At 46.1% G+C, this 16,412-nt stretch carries 14 protein-coding genes; 2 read left to right on the forward strand and 12 right to left on the reverse strand.

Annotated features, from left to right (window positions below; translation table 11 throughout):
• Nucleotides 1-66: 66 nt before the first annotated feature.
• The 8 genes from NSQ68_RS14295 to NSQ68_RS14330 form a co-directional block, all read right to left on the reverse strand.
• Nucleotides 67-849: an STM4013/SEN3800 family hydrolase gene (locus tag NSQ68_RS14295; RefSeq protein ID WP_342426330.1), complete on the reverse strand. Its 783-nt coding sequence runs from the start codon at nucleotides 847-849 to the stop codon at nucleotides 67-69.
• Nucleotides 842-2,182, reverse strand: coding sequence for an STM4014 family protein (locus NSQ68_RS14300; protein ID WP_342426331.1), 1,341 nt, complete (start codon nucleotides 2,180-2,182; stop codon nucleotides 842-844). The genes NSQ68_RS14295 and NSQ68_RS14300 overlap by 8 nt, the downstream gene beginning before the upstream one ends.
• Before the next feature lie 67 nt (nucleotides 2,183-2,249).
• Nucleotides 2,250-3,092, reverse strand: a complete 843-nt coding sequence (locus NSQ68_RS14305) for an STM4015 family protein (RefSeq protein ID WP_342426332.1) — start codon at nucleotides 3,090-3,092, stop codon at nucleotides 2,250-2,252.
• Between the two features lie 223 nt (nucleotides 3,093-3,315).
• Nucleotides 3,316-4,782 carry an efflux RND transporter periplasmic adaptor subunit gene (locus NSQ68_RS14310; protein ID WP_039271208.1) on the reverse strand — a complete coding sequence of 489 codons (1,467 nt, stop codon included), beginning with the start codon at nucleotides 4,780-4,782 and terminating at the stop codon, nucleotides 3,316-3,318.
• Between the two features lie 68 nt (nucleotides 4,783-4,850).
• A complete protein-coding gene (locus tag NSQ68_RS14315; RefSeq protein ID WP_039271206.1) occupies nucleotides 4,851-6,368 on the reverse strand; it encodes a DHA2 family efflux MFS transporter permease subunit in 1,518 nt (505 codons plus the stop codon).
• A gap of 15 nt (nucleotides 6,369-6,383) precedes the next feature.
• Nucleotides 6,384-7,037, reverse strand: a complete 654-nt coding sequence (locus NSQ68_RS14320) for an HlyD family efflux transporter periplasmic adaptor subunit (RefSeq protein WP_029518141.1) — start codon at nucleotides 7,035-7,037, stop codon at nucleotides 6,384-6,386.
• Between the two features lie 358 nt (nucleotides 7,038-7,395).
• On the reverse strand, nucleotides 7,396-8,208 hold the full coding sequence (locus tag NSQ68_RS14325; RefSeq protein WP_342426333.1) for a hypothetical protein: 813 nt from the start codon (nucleotides 8,206-8,208) through the stop codon (nucleotides 7,396-7,398).
• Nucleotides 8,209-8,228: 20 nt separating this feature from the next.
• On the reverse strand, nucleotides 8,229-8,687 hold the full coding sequence (locus NSQ68_RS14330) for a flavodoxin (RefSeq protein WP_049817022.1): 459 nt from the start codon (nucleotides 8,685-8,687) through the stop codon (nucleotides 8,229-8,231).
• Nucleotides 8,688-9,182: 495 nt separating this feature from the next.
• Here NSQ68_RS14330 and NSQ68_RS14335 point away from each other — a divergent pair, with 495 nt between their 5' ends.
• Both NSQ68_RS14335 and NSQ68_RS14340 read left to right on the forward strand, forming a co-directional pair.
• Entirely contained in the window at nucleotides 9,183-10,046 is an 864-nt protein-coding gene (locus tag NSQ68_RS14335; protein ID WP_342426334.1) for a class I SAM-dependent methyltransferase, read from the forward strand.
• Between the two features lie 9 nt (nucleotides 10,047-10,055).
• Nucleotides 10,056-10,802 (forward strand): RluA family pseudouridine synthase, encoded by a 747-nt coding sequence (locus tag NSQ68_RS14340; RefSeq protein WP_342426335.1) that lies wholly within the window; start codon nucleotides 10,056-10,058, stop codon nucleotides 10,800-10,802.
• A gap of 136 nt (nucleotides 10,803-10,938) precedes the next feature.
• On the opposite strand, the gene NSQ68_RS14345 is transcribed toward NSQ68_RS14340, so the two are convergent.
• The 4 genes from NSQ68_RS14345 to gyrA form a co-directional block, all read right to left on the reverse strand.
• Nucleotides 10,939-12,441 (reverse strand): DHA2 family efflux MFS transporter permease subunit, encoded by a 1,503-nt coding sequence (locus tag NSQ68_RS14345; protein ID WP_241113518.1) that lies wholly within the window; start codon nucleotides 12,439-12,441, stop codon nucleotides 10,939-10,941.
• A complete protein-coding gene (locus tag NSQ68_RS14350) occupies nucleotides 12,425-12,910 on the reverse strand; it encodes a MarR family transcriptional regulator (protein ID WP_342426336.1) in 486 nt (161 codons plus the stop codon). The genes NSQ68_RS14345 and NSQ68_RS14350 overlap by 17 nt, the downstream gene beginning before the upstream one ends.
• 272 nt (nucleotides 12,911-13,182) lie before the next feature.
• On the reverse strand, nucleotides 13,183-13,653 hold the full coding sequence (locus tag NSQ68_RS14355; protein WP_307345905.1) for a MarR family transcriptional regulator: 471 nt from the start codon (nucleotides 13,651-13,653) through the stop codon (nucleotides 13,183-13,185).
• Nucleotides 13,654-13,928: 275 nt separating this feature from the next.
• Entirely contained in the window at nucleotides 13,929-16,391 is a 2,463-nt protein-coding gene (gene gyrA / locus NSQ68_RS14360) for a DNA gyrase subunit A (protein ID WP_342426337.1), read from the reverse strand.
• Nucleotides 16,392-16,412: the final 21 nt, after the last annotated feature.

Genomic DNA, 16,412 nt, shown 5'->3' on the forward strand with positions numbered 1-16,412 from the left:
TGCTCCTTCCTCGCGCTGGATTGATTTCTAGATATTTTACCAGTGCAATCTATATTTCTATTTGCTCTACAAAATAAATTCGCGGTAAGGCACATTCCAAACTACTTCATGCGCCAGACGATGTCCTTCATAGCCGTCTTCCCCATAAGCTGTACCATGATCGGAAAAAGCCATGCAAAACGTCTTGCCCCGATTTCGCAAAGCATCAAACAAACGTCCAAGTTCACCATCCACATACCGTAAGGCTGCTCGTTGAGACTCCACTGAATCTTTGGCTGCGCCTTTCACAAAATAATGATTAGGCCCATGGATCGCTGATACATTCAGAAACAAAAACAAGCGCTGTGACGGGTCTGCATTTTCCAACAGTTTCAGAGCATGATTCACCTGATTCTCCGTCGAACGGGGGTTGGTAACACCAAAGTTCATACGCCAGTAGCTTTCTTGAAAATATCCAGGCAGCACCTTGGCAAGCTTATTTTTCTTTGTGAAAAAAATAACGCCGCCGATACAGATGGTCCGATAACCTTCACCCTCTAGCCCGGATACAATATCCGGGGCATCGAACAGCCACGTATGTGGATGCGTACGCAGTCCCGTATCCTTGGTGTGAAACAGACGGATATGTGAAGTCTTATCCGTATTCGCTGGAGTCGGCAAAAATCCGCCAAAAAAAGCATGATGTGCAGCATAGGTAAAGCTACCCGGTGTATGGCGCTTTTCCCACGACCCGGAGCCGCACAAATTCGGACAGTTCTCTTCTTCCAGCTTTGCTACGTCATAACGCAGAGTATCAAGCGTAATCATGACAATATCATGAGAGCCGACAATTTGATTCATATCAGTCATATCTGTCTTTCCTTTCCGTACCCACGCTCCTATTAGCGAGGTGCAGCATTTCCCATTCATACGGATTCCAACCCTGATGTTCAACCCGGTACAGCAAATCACCGAACGGATTAACATCCAACACATAGGGACGCCCCCCATGAGCCGGAACCAGCACATCCAGTCCAGCAACCATGGACGCCGGAAAAACACTCATAGCGGCTTTCGCAGTAAGCTGGACCGATTCCACCGTATTCTGTGGTAATCCGGCTTCCTTCAGCGAGAGCCGCTCATTACGCAAATGCAAATTGGTAATGGGGCTGTGGCTCAAACGTAAAACCGCATGGCAAGCTTCTGATCCGCACACGAGTTGGCGCACATCATAAACACGCCCGTTCAGAGTCGCTTTGGGAATCCAGCGCTCCACATGTACCCCTTCCAGGCATAGCCAATTAAGGATCGCATGAATGTCCTGCTTATCCGTATAACGACGCAATCGTCCGGCATTATAATACACGCGCTGTCCGTGTATGATTTCCGTTCCAATCGTGGTCACCGCCAGTTCCGCGTGTGTATGGGGGTGTACCTGATAGGCCATGACACCAGAAGCACCGGACCCACAAAATATTTTCACAAATACGCGGTGAAACCCGCTCTCCTTCATTGCCGTGTGCAGATCGACAACATCACGAAATGCACCACCTGAAGATGCGAGCACTGGCGGGACCCTTATATCTGCCTTGTCTAAAACGGCGCTACAACGCCGTTTGTCGAACATCACGGCCACTTCCGCCGGATCGTTCATCCAGTGTGACGAGGGCCAGAGCAGAGCCACTTCATCTCGCAGCCAGGCCAGCAGACGGCAATAGCCCCGGAACCATTGTGCCGGGTGCCAAATACGACCGTGCTGCTCCTGCAGACGCCGCGCTTCTGCCGCCGATATACCTGTGCCTTGTGTCCATTCGGGCCATGGCAACAGAGAATCGTCTCCCTCACCATCCGAGGCACCCAGGGCAATCAACTCACGCTCTACCTCAAAGCTTTCGCCCGGTGCATCCAGACGAAGCAGCGGACCACTGTCCATCTGCCCCGCCAGTAATTGATCAATGCTCTCTTGCACAAAGGAACTGCCATTCACGCTATCTTGCGTAGCTCGTGCAGCTATTCGCAACATCAGCTCGCTCAGACCTTGTTTCTGCCGAATAGCTTCCAGCACATTCTTATAGGAAACCTCCAGGGCGGGCGGAAGCATTAATCTGCTTCGCGCCTCCTGCAGCCCAGTAGTTCGACGATTCCCCGGATTACCGAACAAGATAAACGGCTCGCTGACAATACAGTCTGACATCCTAACCATAGAGCCGCCTCACTTTAGATCATTTTAATTTTGAAAACAGTCCGTTTTAGAAATCCATTTGTACAAATTACTCAGTCAGTGATGGATAGCGCCAATCATCTTCCTCATCCGCTTCTTGTTGATCTTCCACGTTCACAGATATACCCGAGCTTTTCCAACGTTGCATCATTTCACTAGACATATAATGATAGCTCAAATCCAGATGCTTCAGCCCTTTTATACTTTCACTAGCCAGTAGCGCTTCTGCACCTTTATCAGACAACGTACCTTGTGAGAGATCCAGCACTTCCAATTGTCCAATCACAGGGGCATTAGCTGCTGCAATAGCAATTTCATCCTGTATTTCACTATCTTTGAGTCCCAAGTATGTAAGTTTGGGAAAAGGATTGCTGTCTAAAAACGGCAAAATATCTTTAAGGTTACCGTCAAAGCCATAGTTCTCGACACCCAAATACAGTTCCAACTTGCGCAGTTCAGGCAGTTCGGCATTACGTATTTGCTGAAGAACGCTCACAGGCAGGCCACCACAGATAATAACCAATTCTTGAAGATGGTTATGACGAAGCGGCTCCAAGCTCAGGTCCTGGCTTCCTTTGATATGAAAGGACTCCAATGCTGGAAACGCTTCTAACAACGGGGACAGATTCGTCTGGTTAATCCATGAAACCTCACACTCATCGTATTCCATATCACCAATAAACAGTTTGCGTATCTTAGGGAATTGATCTTTGAGCTTCACTAACACTGGGATAAAATCCTCTGGTGAACTTTCATAGGCGCCGCCCCAATCTCCAATGATGAGATCTGTAACTTGCGCGCTCTCCGGCTTGGCTGCCAGTTCCTCAATAGATTTAGCCATCGTTTGGCCATTCTCGTAAGCTTCATAATCCACTACCAATTTCACTTCCATCTTACAATTCCTCCGATCGCTTGTCTGAGATCTCGTAAACTATCTATTTCCAATTTAGTCTATCCTATTCTACCAATGTTCGTCAAAAATAGTCCCATATCGACATTAATCCTATGTAAATTTTGCTGAATGAAATAAAAACAAGACAGCCCGCTAAGCAGGCTGTCTTTGCATATTCATAAAAAACTTCTACTATTATATAGTACGTAAGTTTAGAGCCTAATTATTGGCTAATTGTAATCGGTGAGTTATCGGACAGCAATGCCAGATTATTCACGATCACATTCTCCTCATTGCTCAAGCCACTGGTAACGAGTGTTTGTGAACCTGCCGTCTGAACAGTCTTCACTTCCTTACGTTTCGCATGGTCTCCGTTTACAACATATACATATTCTTTACCTTGATCCTTTTGAACTGCCGCAGTAGGAACCACAATGCCTTCTTGTGCATTGGCAGCGACAAAGCTGATATCAGCCAACATGCCGGATTTCAGTTTCGTGTCTGGATTCGCTACTGAGATTTTTACAGGATAGCCTTTTCCACTTGCATCCAACGGGCTTACATTTTTAACTGTACCTGTTGTTACAATGTTGGAAGCTGCAACACGAACCTGTACCTTGTCACCTGCTTTTACATTGTTGATCTGTTCCGCTGGAACATAGATCAAAGTATTGACCGTACTCAGATTAGCGATGACCAGCGCAGGAGACTGAGCGGATACCATTTCGCCCACTTCTGCATTTTTAGTGCCCACAATACCATTGATCGGTGACGTTACAACAGTATCATCCAATGCGTCCTGAGCAATGTTCACATTCAGCTGAGCCTGCTTAAGAGATTGTTGGCTGGACTCGATAACCGCAGTATTTTGAGATACTTTGAGCTGATTTTGCGCATTACTGTAACCGCTATTGGCATTACTGTAGCTATTTTTTGCTGAATCATAGCTGTTGCGAGCTGTAGTTAGAGCCTTCTGCGCAGCTACCAGCTGATCTTGCGCGTTAGCCTGCGCATTTTGTGCATTATTGTAAGCCGCTTCCGCATTCACGACTGCTGTTTTGGCTTGTTCTAATTGTGCTTGGGTGCTCGCACCTGCATCAAATAGACTTTGTGTACGTGTTACATTTTTCTGTGCATCTGCCAAAGCTTGCTGCGTTTGTTTCACCGTATTGGCTGCCGAGGAGACACCATGTGTTGCTTGTTCTACGGCTGTAGTGGCTTGATTAATAGCTCCCTGTGCCTGATTGATTGCACTTTGGGATTGAATCACGCCACTCTTGGACTGCACTAAGCCCGAGTTTGCTTGAACCATCGTAGATTCGTGGGATGCTTGAGCGGTGCTTACTCCGGCTGCTGCCGCTGCTGCTGCGGCGCGGGCTTTCGCAACATTATTCCGCATATCCTTATCATCAAGCTTGAACAGTACTTGACCCTTTTTAACCTCGGAGCCAATATCCACAGGCAGCTCAACCACTTTACCGCCCACTTTAGGCACGATGTTCACCGTCTCCGAAGGTGTAACCGTTCCTGTATAAATATTTCCCTGTCCGATAATTCCCTGCTGTGCTTGGCTGATTTTAACCGGAACGACCATATCCTGAGCCGCCCCGCTATTACTGGAGCAGCCTGCCAGCACTGCGCCGCCGAGCACTAAAGCCGCTAATGTACTTTCTACTCTCAATATTTTCATGATAATTCCCTTTCTTTCTGTCCGTAGAAATAATGTAAGCCATCCAGTCATATTTTATAGTTCTTTGATTAAGCTTCCGGCTGTGTCTTTGCTTTCTTCCTCTGAATAAACAAAAAGATTAGTGGAATCGTGCAAAACAGCGGTATGGATGAAATGAGGAACGTATCCCCAATCCCTCTTGATGTGGCATCTAGTGTGATTAAACTACTTATGGATGACATCCATGAGCTGCCCAATGTCGCTTGTAGCGTATGAGCCGAGTCTGGCGTAATGGACTCCGAAATTTGCTGGGCATGAGCAGCCGAACGGCTTTGCATAATGGCGGTTAGCACCGCAATCGCCATAGATGCAGCCACAGTACGTACCAGATTGGATGCTGTAGATGCATTGGCTACCTTGCTCGGATGAACGGCATTCATACCGACCGTGGACAATGGCATCATGCAAATACCAATTCCCAGACCCCGTAATGCCATTACGGTTTCCAACCAGGCATGCGAAGTATCTGGCGTAAGCTGGTGAAGATGATAGGTCATAAAGCTGGTTAGCGTCAGGCCCACAAGCCCCAAAGGCACAATCCCGAACTTATCAAACAGCTTCCCAGCAATAGGCATCATAGCCGCCATAGCAATGGCCTGTGGAATGAGGATAATACCGGTATCAATCGGTGACACACGCTGGATATTTTGCAAAAACAACGGTGTTAGGAACGTTCCTCCGTACATCCCCATCATGACCAGACTAGAGGCAATAACACTAATCGTATACTTTGAATTCTTGAATAATGAGATTTCAATTACAGCATTATCCTTGCCGCTTTCTACATAGATCAGAAAAACAAGTGCCCAGAAAGCAATAAACAGCAGGGATACAATTCCAAAAGAAGTCCAGCCATCACGCTGGCCGTTTGTCAATGCGTACAAGAGTGTTCCGGCACAAGTTGCGGCCAGCAAAAAGCCCGGTAGATCAAACGGCTTCGGCTCTACTTTAGGCGGCTCTTTGATTAGAAGAATAACCATTAAAATTGCAAATAAAGCAACCGGCACACTGACAATAAACAAGAACCGCCAGTTAAACCACTCAATCAAATATCCGCTAAGCGTAGGCCCTACAGCCGGCGCTGCCATTGCGGCGATCCCCCATATACCAAGGGACATACCGATTTGTTCACGCGGCATAATTTTGTAAATAATCGTCATACTCAGCGGCATAATAACACCACCGCCCAGACCAGCTAGCACCCGTGCTGCGATCAGGGAAGAATCACTCCATGCAAAAATACATATTCCCGTTCCCAGCGAAAATACGCTGAGTGCTAGAATCAAAAACTTTTTGTATCCGAGGCGCTGCTCCATATATCCGGTAATCGGTACGATTACACCAGATGCAAGCGTGTAACCTGTAATAACCCACTGAATACGTGTCGTCGTAGATCCTAAATCCGTCGTCAATCTAGGAATGGCGACATTGATCAGACTGTTGTTCAGAATGGCGACAAAGGCGCCTAAAACGATAGCGAAAAAGGCAAGCCAGCGTTCTTTGGAAGAATCTGTCGAAGGAGCAGCAGCAATTTCATTGGCAGCCACATGGACCCCTCCTTTTTAAGGTGTATGAATTTTTACTTCCACGTTCGTTCCAGGGATAAGCTTCATGTCCTTCGGCTTGTTCACAGCAATCTCTACAGGCACACGCTGGGTCACCTTGTTAAAGTTACCACTTGTGTTGACTGCAGGAACGAGTGAGAACACGGCGTTGGAGGCTTCGCCCACTTTACGAACTTTACCCTGAATCACCTGGTCACCTGCTGCATCAAGCGTAATATCCACAAGCTGTCCTGGTTTAATACGGTTAATGTCCGTTTCTTCAATGTTCGTGGATACGTACAAGCTGTTCATATCCACCATAGTTGCAACAGCACTACCCGGCGATCCGATTTCATGCTCTTTGGAATAAATCTTAATGACGGTTCCGTTGATCGGCGCGCGCAGTACGGACTTGCTGATCATACTCGCATCCAGCCCAGATACATCCTGCTCGGCAATAGGTTCATTACGCTGAACAACATCTCCTTCTTCCACATCAATGTGGCTTATTTCTCCGGAGATTTGCGGCATTACTTTATATTGATCTGCTTGAATGCGCGCATCGTCACTTTTAACAAAGTGTGTTGCTTGATACCAATAATAGTAGCCAATAGCTCCACCGCTCAGAACGAGCAGTACAATGAGGATTGGCAATACAGTTTTCTTACTCACTTCTTCCACCCCTGTTGTCCAAAAAATTTTTATTATTCAACGCTAATATTTTAAAATTGAAATATTAGGCCATTAAACCAAATGAAGAACGTAAATAAACACATGGCAACGTGCCATGCAAAAGACAGGACTTATTTTATGTACATAGGACAAGCTAATCCATGATCCACAAACCGTCTTTTTATATTTAAATATTTTCATATAACTATTGTACATTGAAATATTATAGATATATTTATCTATTCAGGCAACATAAATTTTCAGTTTTTTCATAATTTTTTTTCATAAAAAAGAACCTTGTTTCCAAGGCTCTTTCACGAAAAGGGATATTTTACAATTAAAGGGTTACACAATAACGTTAAGAGAAAGGCGTAGGTACAGCTAACCGTTGTTTGCAGTTTTTCGCCTCCTGCCCTTCCTTCGTGTTCTTATTCATTCTGTTTCCCTGAGAAACTTGCTCCCCTATGCACCCTCCACAACGGCAGCGTTCTGTCGTCCCATTTACATCCTCTTTGGAATCCCGTAATAGCCGTACGTAATCCAGAGATTGCTGTAAAGAAGCAGGTCCCGGAATGAAACGGACCTTCTTGCCTTCCAGCAGGCAGTATACCTCAATAAGCTGAGGAAGAGCTCCAAATGCATAATAACAAAATACATTTGTCATATGTTGGAATGTACTAATAACGTTAGGATTATAGTCAACGATGTACTTTTGAATGAGCAGGGAATCTGCTTCTGCTGATAGTTGCCAAGCAGCCTGAACAATAAGCGAAATATTGACCTCTAACTCAGGCACGGACGTACAAAATTGTTCATACAGCATCACAGGCACCATCAAGTCATTATTTAAGCCACAAATTTTTGACAACTCACCTGACACTTTATTTTTGACATCCCAATAATGGAACAAAGATTCAAAGCTGTCTGACTGCTTGGGCCACCATTTCTCCAGCACATACTGGACAGGGACTTCCCGCCGTACCTTTACTTCCATTCCAAAGTATTCGTTGAGCGCATGCCCTACTGCATATTGAACCCGTTGCCGCCAATTCCAGCCCTCACGCCCTCTTTTCCTCTGTGATTGACGGATTGGCTGTGGAGTTCTCCACATCTCCTCCAGCTGATAGTCGTGCAGAAGAGGAAAGCCGCTTAAGCTATCGCTATTGCGCATACCTATCCCTCACTCTCTTCTCAGGACACCCCAATACCAGCCTGTGCAAATTGTCTTCCGTAAGCTCGGCAATTCTCCTTGTCATCATCCAATGGATTGAATTCAATCTTCAGACTCTCCTGAATGACCGATGCGCCGCGTTCTTTGACCTTTTCCTCTACCAAGTCCACTGCACCACAGAATTGCGTATAGGATGTATCTCCACTACCAAATACTGCCGTCTTTTTACCAGACAGATCAAGTTCGTCTAGTTCCTCGTAAAAATCCAAAAATTCATCAGGAAGCTCACCATCTCCCCATGTATATACACCCAGCAGGAACCCGTCATATGCGAGCAGTTCTTGCGCGCTGCAATCATACGAAGCCTTCAGCTCAGCCTCATGTCCTGCCTGACGGACGCCCTCGGCGATCAATTCCGCAATTTCCTCTGTATTACCGGTCAAACTGGCATAAGTAATCATGATTTTACCCAAGTTCATCCCTCACCTTTATTTGAAATATGGGATGCTTTCACTCCCTGTTACTCAAATAATATTTGATAATGATTCTCATTGTCAAATGTTAATTTCAAAAACTAGGTTTAATCTTGGGGAAATATACGCAAAACAGCCGCATTACATGCGGCTGCTGGCTGAAAACCTATAATAAGCAAATTAATTAAAGGCCTGTTTAATGAAGTAGAATTTCAGCTGTGTTGATAAAAAATATTATGTACGTACAATCCATTCCATTTTTCATTATTATAATAAAAAACGGATGGTTGTACGTACAAGTGGGATTGGTTTCATTTTAATATGGAAGCGTTATAATTACAAGTACATCCGAGAAAAAATATTTTAGACCCATTGACTACTTACTTATTTATGTAATCATTCGATTGTTGCTGTGGTTTGTTGTACAATAGACTCCATATGGGGATTTCTGTGCAGATTACTGCCTGAATCCTGAATTGACTGCTGAAGGATGGATTGTACATGTATGTAGCACAAGAATGGAAAGACTACGAAGTAATGGATACAGGCGGTGGTGAAAAACTGGAACGTTGGGGTGATATTGTCCTGCGTCGTCCCGATCCGCAAATCATATGGCCTTTGGCCCAAGAAACAGCCGAATGGCGTAATGTTCATGGGCATTATCACCGCAGTTCCTCCGGTGGCGGCAACTGGGATATGAAAAAACCTATCCCCGAGCGCTGGACAATTAGCTATGGACCGCTTAAGTTCCACATTAAACCGACCAGCTTCAAGCATACTGGTCTTTTTCCGGAGCAAGCAGCGAACTGGAGCTGGATGATGGATAAAATCAAAGGCGTAGGCAGACCGATTTCCGTACTGAACCTGTTTGCATACACGGGAGGAGCCACTACTGCTGCTGCGTATGCAGGAGCCAGTGTAGTTCATGTGGATGCCGCCAAAGGCATGGTACAGTGGGCAAAGGAAAACGTTCAATTGTCCGGTCTGGCTGACCGTCCGGTACGCTTCATTACGGACGACGTATTCAAGTTCGTGCAACGGGAACAACGTCGGGGTAACCGTTATGATGCCATTATTATGGACCCTCCTTCTTACGGGCGCGGACCGAACGGAGAAACTTGGAAGCTTGAAGAAAGCTTATACCCGTTTCTCGAATCCTGCATGAGCATCATTTCGGATCAACCGCTGTTCATGCTGATTAACTCCTATACTACAGGTATTTCGCCTACTGTATTGCGCAACATGCTGAGCATGACAATGCAACAAAAGTACGGCGGCCAAATTAGCGCTGGTGAAATCGGATTGCCGATCACACGATCGGGATTGAATTTGCCTTGTGGTATTCTCGGACGCTGGGAGGCTTAAATTCCTCTTATGACTCAAAATGAACTTACTCGGCATGAACATGCACAGTCGAACATCCCTGTCCTATATGAGGACAATCATGTTTTGGCGGTTGTAAAGCCTGTCAATGTTCCAACGCAAGAGGATGCCAGTGGTGATCCTGATCTGTTGTCTTTACTCAAGGAAGATTTAAAAATTAGACACAATAAGCCTGGTAACGTTTTTTTGGGTTTAGTTCACAGACTGGATCGGCCTGTAGGTGGAGCCATGATTTTTGCTAAGACGTCCAAAGCTGCTTCTCGCCTGTCAGAGTCGGTTCGAAGTCGTCATTTCCACAAACTGTATACAGCCGTTCTGAATGGCGTTCCTACGGCCCCGCAAGGCCGTCTGACCCATTACCTGCTAAAGGATAGTCGAACCAACACAGTTCAAACGGTTCGGCCTGGCACGGCTGGTGCGAAGGAAGCCATTTTGGAGTATCGCGTAATCGGACAAGCGGATGGACTCAGTCTCGTGCAGATTAAGTTGCACACCGGACGCTCACACCAAATTCGTGTGCAAATGCAAGCGATCGGCTGTCCCCTCTACGGTGACCAAAAATATGGGGGTAATCTGAGTCGGCCCGGTCAACAGCTGGCGCTTTGGTCCTTACTCGCTGGAGCACCGCATCCGGTTAGCAAGGACGATATGAGATTTCATTCGCTACCTCCTGTCCAATTTCCATGGAATGAATGGCCCAGGTCGCTTTATGAGAACATGATTACGTCTGAAATTTGAACCGAAAAGCCCTGCTCTATCCGGATATCTACATCCTCAATCCCCATTTGCACAAAGAACCTGTAACGCATGTGAACAAACATGCATTGCAGGTTCTTTTTTGCAGAAAATTAAATTAATGCGTCATCTCATCCTTTTATGACGAGGAAGCCACGGACTGCCCCTTCTTGCTGCTTACCAGCTGTTGACGGGGATGGGCGTTTTTTGCATTCGTATTTTTAATAAAAAACGCTAAAATCAGAGCGGCCACACTCAACACTGTTGCAATGATAAATGCCGAGTTAATCCCATAAATTGTAGCTTGATTGCCTGCAGCCAGCATCCCCGCTTTATCCGTCACAGTTAGTCCCTCAGATGTAACAATCGACGTCAAACGATTGCTGCTTTGTGTGGACATCACCGTCACCAGAATTGCCGTCCCAATCGAGCCGGAAATCATACGTAGCGTGTTACTCATCGCCGTACCATGTGCATTCAATCGTTGCGGAAGCTGATTCAACCCTGCCGTTTGGATCGGCATCATCAGTAACGACATCCCGAACATCCGCACCGTATAATTAATTAACAGTGTCATATAGGTGGTTGTTTCGGTCAACCGTGTAAATTCCCAAGTTGTTATAGCCATGATCAGCAAGCCAATTACAGACAACCAACGTGCTCCGATTCGGTCAAAAATAGCCCCCGTTACAGGAGACATGAGCCCCATCAGAATCGCTCCCGGTAACATTAGCATACCGGACTGGAGCGGTGTAAAACCCCGAATATTTTGCAAATAAATCGGAAGCAATATCATACCGGCGTACAAAGCCATCGTCACAATCACATTAATGATTGTCGTCAAGCTGTACACATCGTATTTAAAGATACGGAACTCCAGCATAGGCTCATCTACCTTCAGCTGGCGGATAATAAACAAAATAAGCGAAATTGTCCCCACGATAAGCGTAGACAGGACCGGAATACTTCCCCAACCCGATGTTCCTGCATCACTAAAGCCGTATAACAGTCCACCGAAACCGAGCGTAGACAAAATGATGCCAGGAATGTCCAACTTAGGCTTGGACTGCTCCGTTACATTTTTCAGAAAAATAAATCCGATCACAATCGAAATCACTGAAATCGGTAGGATGATCCAGAACAATACCCGCCAGTCATAATGCTGTACTATATAACCGGATAAGGTAGGCCCAATGGCTGGAGCAAAACCCATCGCAATCCCCAAGGTTCCCATCGCTCGGCCACGACGCTCTATTGGGTAGATGTTCAAGATAACGACCATCATTAATGGCATCATGATACCTGCTCCAGCGGCCTGAATAAGCCGACCGATCAGCAATATGCTGAAGCCTGGCGCTATAGCACATAACAGCGTGCCTATTGAAAAAATAGTCATCGCACTAATAAACAATTTACGAGTGGAGAAACGGGCAATCAGGAACGCGGTCACCGGGATCAGTACCCCATTCACGAGCATAAAGCCCGTGCTAAGCCACTGAGCTATATTTGCATCTATATTCAGATCACTCATCATTTTCGGTAAAGCCACACTGATCAACGTCTGATTTAATATCGCTACAATCGCGCCAATCAACAGAGCGGCCACAATGGGTGCTCTGCGTACATTACCTGGTAGTGTCATTTGAGGACTGCTCAAGTTGATTCATTCCCTTCGGTGTTAATTTCATGATCATTTGTTTATGGATATCCAGGACCATCTCTAGCTGCTCCTTCGGGATGTCCAGAATGGGCAAGACGCGCTCCATCCACATGGCGTCTACTTTTTCCATGATATCTTTTCCTTCCGGCGTAAGCGTCAGCACTAAGGATCTACGGTCATGCTCATGCCGCCCGCGAGCAATATATCCCGCCTTGGTCAAGCGGTCAACCACCCCACTCATAGAGCTGCTTCCCACATGTGCTATGTCTGCCAGCTCGGATAACCCGATGTTGGGGCGTTTATTCAGAATGGCCAAAGCCATATGCTGTATGGCCGTCAGATCCATATGCTGCTCCTCATTCCAGAAGGCATAAAATATCGTTTTATTAACCTCTCTTATTGATTGAATAATCCGGTACACCTCAAGTCTGTCTTCCTCTCTGTCACTCACTGGAACCATCCTTCTTTCTATTACCCAATTCACAGTCCATATGCATATACATAAACTAGAAACTATTTGTATACGAAATGTTATTTATTTATAACTATTATTTTATCATCTCTTATGTAAATGTCAACATTCACCCAAATATCACCTATCCTTCAACACATAAAAAAGCGCGGTATGAATACCACAATAGGTATTTACATCCGCGCACTCCTATAAATATTAAAATGATAATCTGCTGCGTACAGCTACTTTTCATGCATCCACCATTCTAGTTATTCTGCTCGTTCTATTTGTTCCTTTACTCCCTCAGCCTCACTTGTCGATACTGAGGTCTTCGTCTTCGTTGTAATTTTCCCCAACAAATAAACCAGCAAATTTTGATTGTGCTGAGAAATTCGGTTTAGTGCAGAACCCAGAAAATCATCCCGGATTCGCAATCCACGCTCTACTTCTTCTCTCCCTTGATCCGAGATAACAATCCATACAATTCTACGGTCCTTTACATCTCTGAAACGGGTGACCAGTCGATTCCGCTCCATCCGATCCAGCAGCATCGTAACCGCGGCTGGTGTGGTGGCGAGATATGGGATTAGTTGAGACGGTTTCATGCGGCCGTATTCGTTCAAAACCTCCAGCACCGTAAGTTGAGCTTCTGTTAGTGATGGAGCCAGCTGCTGCTCCATATGAACCTTATAATCCTTAGCCATTCTGGACCAGATTTTCGCAAATTCGGTCGTTTGCATTTTGCCTCACTCCTTTAAATAACAGGGTCAGTAAAAGCATCAAAGTTACCGTATGGGCCACCGTCCGGATTGTATTTCATCACATTAAATTTTCGCCATTCAGCCCCGGTTTCCTGCCGTTTTTGGAGCATGAAATGAAAAGGGGAAGGAAGTCTCACCTCGGTTTTGAAGGCTGGTCAGGGTTCGACACCATGACGGCAAAAAGGTCCTCATTCGTGCCGGAATGGCACGAGAGGACCTCTCTTTTTCGAGCTAAAAAGCGCTTGACTTTCCTACTATTCTATGGACTGAGAAGCTTGCGGCTCACTACGCAGCAGCACATTCACAATTTCGTCCTTCTTCTCTACTGGAGCTAGCAGCTTGCCTGTATCCTTTCGTTCGGTCAAAGGAGCCTTTTCCGAAAGGAAGGACATCGTCTGTCCTTCTGCTGTGATTGCAAATAATTGAACAGCTTCACGGCAATAGAAAGCAGCCACGATTCGAGTGCCATTCGAACGTACTCGTTTGCCTTCCTTGAACTCAAAGGTGGTGATTCCTTTGCCGCCTCTTCCCTGTGTAGGATAATCTAGCAGAAGCGTACGCTTACCATAACCGGACTCGGTCAGCACCAACACTTCTCCTTCATCCTCATCTACCCATAACGCCGCGATAATTTCATCGCCTTCCGCCAGCTGTATACCTTTGACACCAGCCGAGACGCGGCCCATCGCATTAACCTCTTGCTCCTTGAAGCGTATACTCATTCCCGCGCGAGTAATCAGCATAATATCCCGGGTACCCTCGCTTAACGTTACCGATAACACCTCATCGTCCCCTGCTACTTTGCAGGCGGCTACGGCACTGGAACGTTTTGTAGCATATTCTTTCAACTCTGTACGCTTTACTTGGCCCTTCTTTGTTACAAATACCAGGCTTTTACCGATTTCCTCGATGTTTTTGAGCGGAATAACACTTACGATACGATCTTCCTTCGATAACGGAATGACGTTGACAATTGGAGTTCCCGGCTCTTTCCACTTATACTCTGGCACCTGATGTACAGGCAGTAAAAAGTATTGTCCTCGCTGGGTGAAGACGAGCAATACATCGAGCGTATTCACATCAAGCAATTGGGTAACGTAATCTCCTTCTTTAACACCGGAACTTGAACGTTCCCCGCCTGAACGAGTGAATGACAACATACTTGTACGTTTCACATAGCCATCTTTCGAGAGTGTCAGCAACACATCCTCTGCTCCTACCATGACTTCCAGGTTTACCTTAATCTCTTCTACCTCGCCCTGGATATCTGAACGACGGTCAATGCCGTACTTTTCGCGAATTTCCAACAGTTCCTTGCGAATCAGACTGATCAGCTTACGATCACTTTCCAGAATAGAACGATATTGCGCGATTTTTTTCTGGATGTCACCCAGTTCTTTTTCAAGCGTGGTGATTTCCAGATTGGTGAGACGGTACAACTGCAAAGTCAAAATAGAATCTGCCTGACGTTCGCTAAAACCAAACATCCATTGCAAATTATTTTGCGCGTCCTGGCGATTTTTGGAAGCTTTAATGGCTGCAATGACCTCATCCAGAATGTTCAGTGCCTTGACCAAACCTTCCAACACATGGGCACGATCCTCTGCCTTTTCCAGTTCATACTGGATACGGTGAGTGACAACTTCGCGTTGATGAGCAATATACGCTTCCAAAATGGACTTTAGCCCAAGCTGATGTGGCGCTTTGTTCACAATGGCTACCATATTGAAGTTATATGCCACCTGTAGGTCGGTTTTTTTCAGTAAATATGCTAAAATCCCTTCCGCATCGGCTTCCTTCTTCAGCTCCACAACGATGCGCAAACCATTTCGTCCACTTTCGTCACGAACCTCGGCAATCCCTTCCACCTTTTTCTCCAGACGGATATTTTCCATGGCGGTTACGAGCCTTGATTTGACGATTTGGTATGGGATTTCGGTAATGACCAGCTGCTGCTTACCTCCGCGCAAGGACTGAATTTCCGTTTTGGAACGAATATAAATGCGTCCTTTTCCCGTGCGGTAAGCGTCCTTGATGCCTTCGCCACCCATAATGAGTCCACCCGTCGGGAAATCAGGACCTTTAATAAAGGTCATAATCTCTTCCAACTCAATCTCCGGCTTCTCCATCACCGCGATGCTGGCATCAATAACTTCGCGTAAACTATGTGTAGGGATCTCTGTCGCAAATCCCGCCGAGATCCCACTGGAACCGTTCACTAACAAATTTGGATAACGAGACGGCAACACCACGGGCTCTTTGGCCGAGTTATCAAAATTGTCCTTGAACAAAACCGTACGCTTTTCAATATCGCGCAGCATTTCCATTGCGATCGGAGACAAGCGGGCCTCCGTGTAACGCATAGCTGCTGCCGGGTCATCATCCTGGGAACCCCAGTTACCGTGACCGTCCACCAGCACGTGACTCATTTTCCAGGGCTGTGCCATCCGTACCATGCCGTCGTAAATCGACGAATCACCGTGGGGGTGGTAATTACCCATAACGTCCCCAACGGTTTTGGCCGATTTACGATATGCTTTATCCGGCGTATTGCCCGAATCGTACATTGCATAAAGAATACGACGTTGCACGGGTTTTAATCCGTCCCGTACATCGGGTATCGCCCGGTCCTGAATAATATATTTGGAATATCGGCCAAAGCGGTCACCGACCACTTCCTCCAGAAAAGCTGGCAAAAACTGCTCCGATAAGCTCATGTATACACCTCTTTTGATAGC

Origin of the sequence: Paenibacillus sp. FSL L8-0158, assembly GCF_038592965.1 — a bacterium.
Lineage (GTDB): Bacteria > Bacillota > Bacilli > Paenibacillales > Paenibacillaceae > Paenibacillus > Paenibacillus polymyxa_D.

What these genes read in the sequence shown, in the direction of transcription:
- NSQ68_RS14295 (WP_342426330.1), bottom strand. Translation starts at nt 849, where the DNA reads ATGACTGATATGAATCAAATTGTCGGCTCTCATGATATTGTCATGATT.
- NSQ68_RS14300 (WP_342426331.1), bottom strand. Translation starts at nt 2,182, where the DNA reads ATGGTTAGGATGTCAGACTGTATTGTCAGCGAGCCGTTTATCTTGTTC.
- NSQ68_RS14305 (WP_342426332.1), bottom strand. Translation starts at nt 3,092, where the DNA reads ATGGAAGTGAAATTGGTAGTGGATTATGAAGCTTACGAGAATGGCCAA.
- NSQ68_RS14310 (WP_039271208.1), bottom strand. Translation starts at nt 4,782, where the DNA reads ATGAAAATATTGAGAGTAGAAAGTACATTAGCGGCTTTAGTGCTCGGC.
- NSQ68_RS14325 (WP_342426333.1), bottom strand. Translation starts at nt 8,208, where the DNA reads ATGCGCAATAGCGATAGCTTAAGCGGCTTTCCTCTTCTGCACGACTAT.
- NSQ68_RS14330 (WP_049817022.1), bottom strand. Translation starts at nt 8,687, where the DNA reads ATGAACTTGGGTAAAATCATGATTACTTATGCCAGTTTGACCGGTAAT.
- NSQ68_RS14335 (WP_342426334.1), top strand. Translation starts at nt 9,183, where the DNA reads ATGTATGTAGCACAAGAATGGAAAGACTACGAAGTAATGGATACAGGC.
- NSQ68_RS14340 (WP_342426335.1), top strand. Translation starts at nt 10,056, where the DNA reads ATGACTCAAAATGAACTTACTCGGCATGAACATGCACAGTCGAACATC.
- NSQ68_RS14345 (WP_241113518.1), bottom strand. Translation starts at nt 12,441, where the DNA reads ATGACACTACCAGGTAATGTACGCAGAGCACCCATTGTGGCCGCTCTG.
- NSQ68_RS14355 (WP_307345905.1), bottom strand. Translation starts at nt 13,653, where the DNA reads ATGCAAACGACCGAATTTGCGAAAATCTGGTCCAGAATGGCTAAGGAT.
- gyrA (WP_342426337.1), bottom strand. Translation starts at nt 16,391, where the DNA reads ATGAGCTTATCGGAGCAGTTTTTGCCAGCTTTTCTGGAGGAAGTGGTC.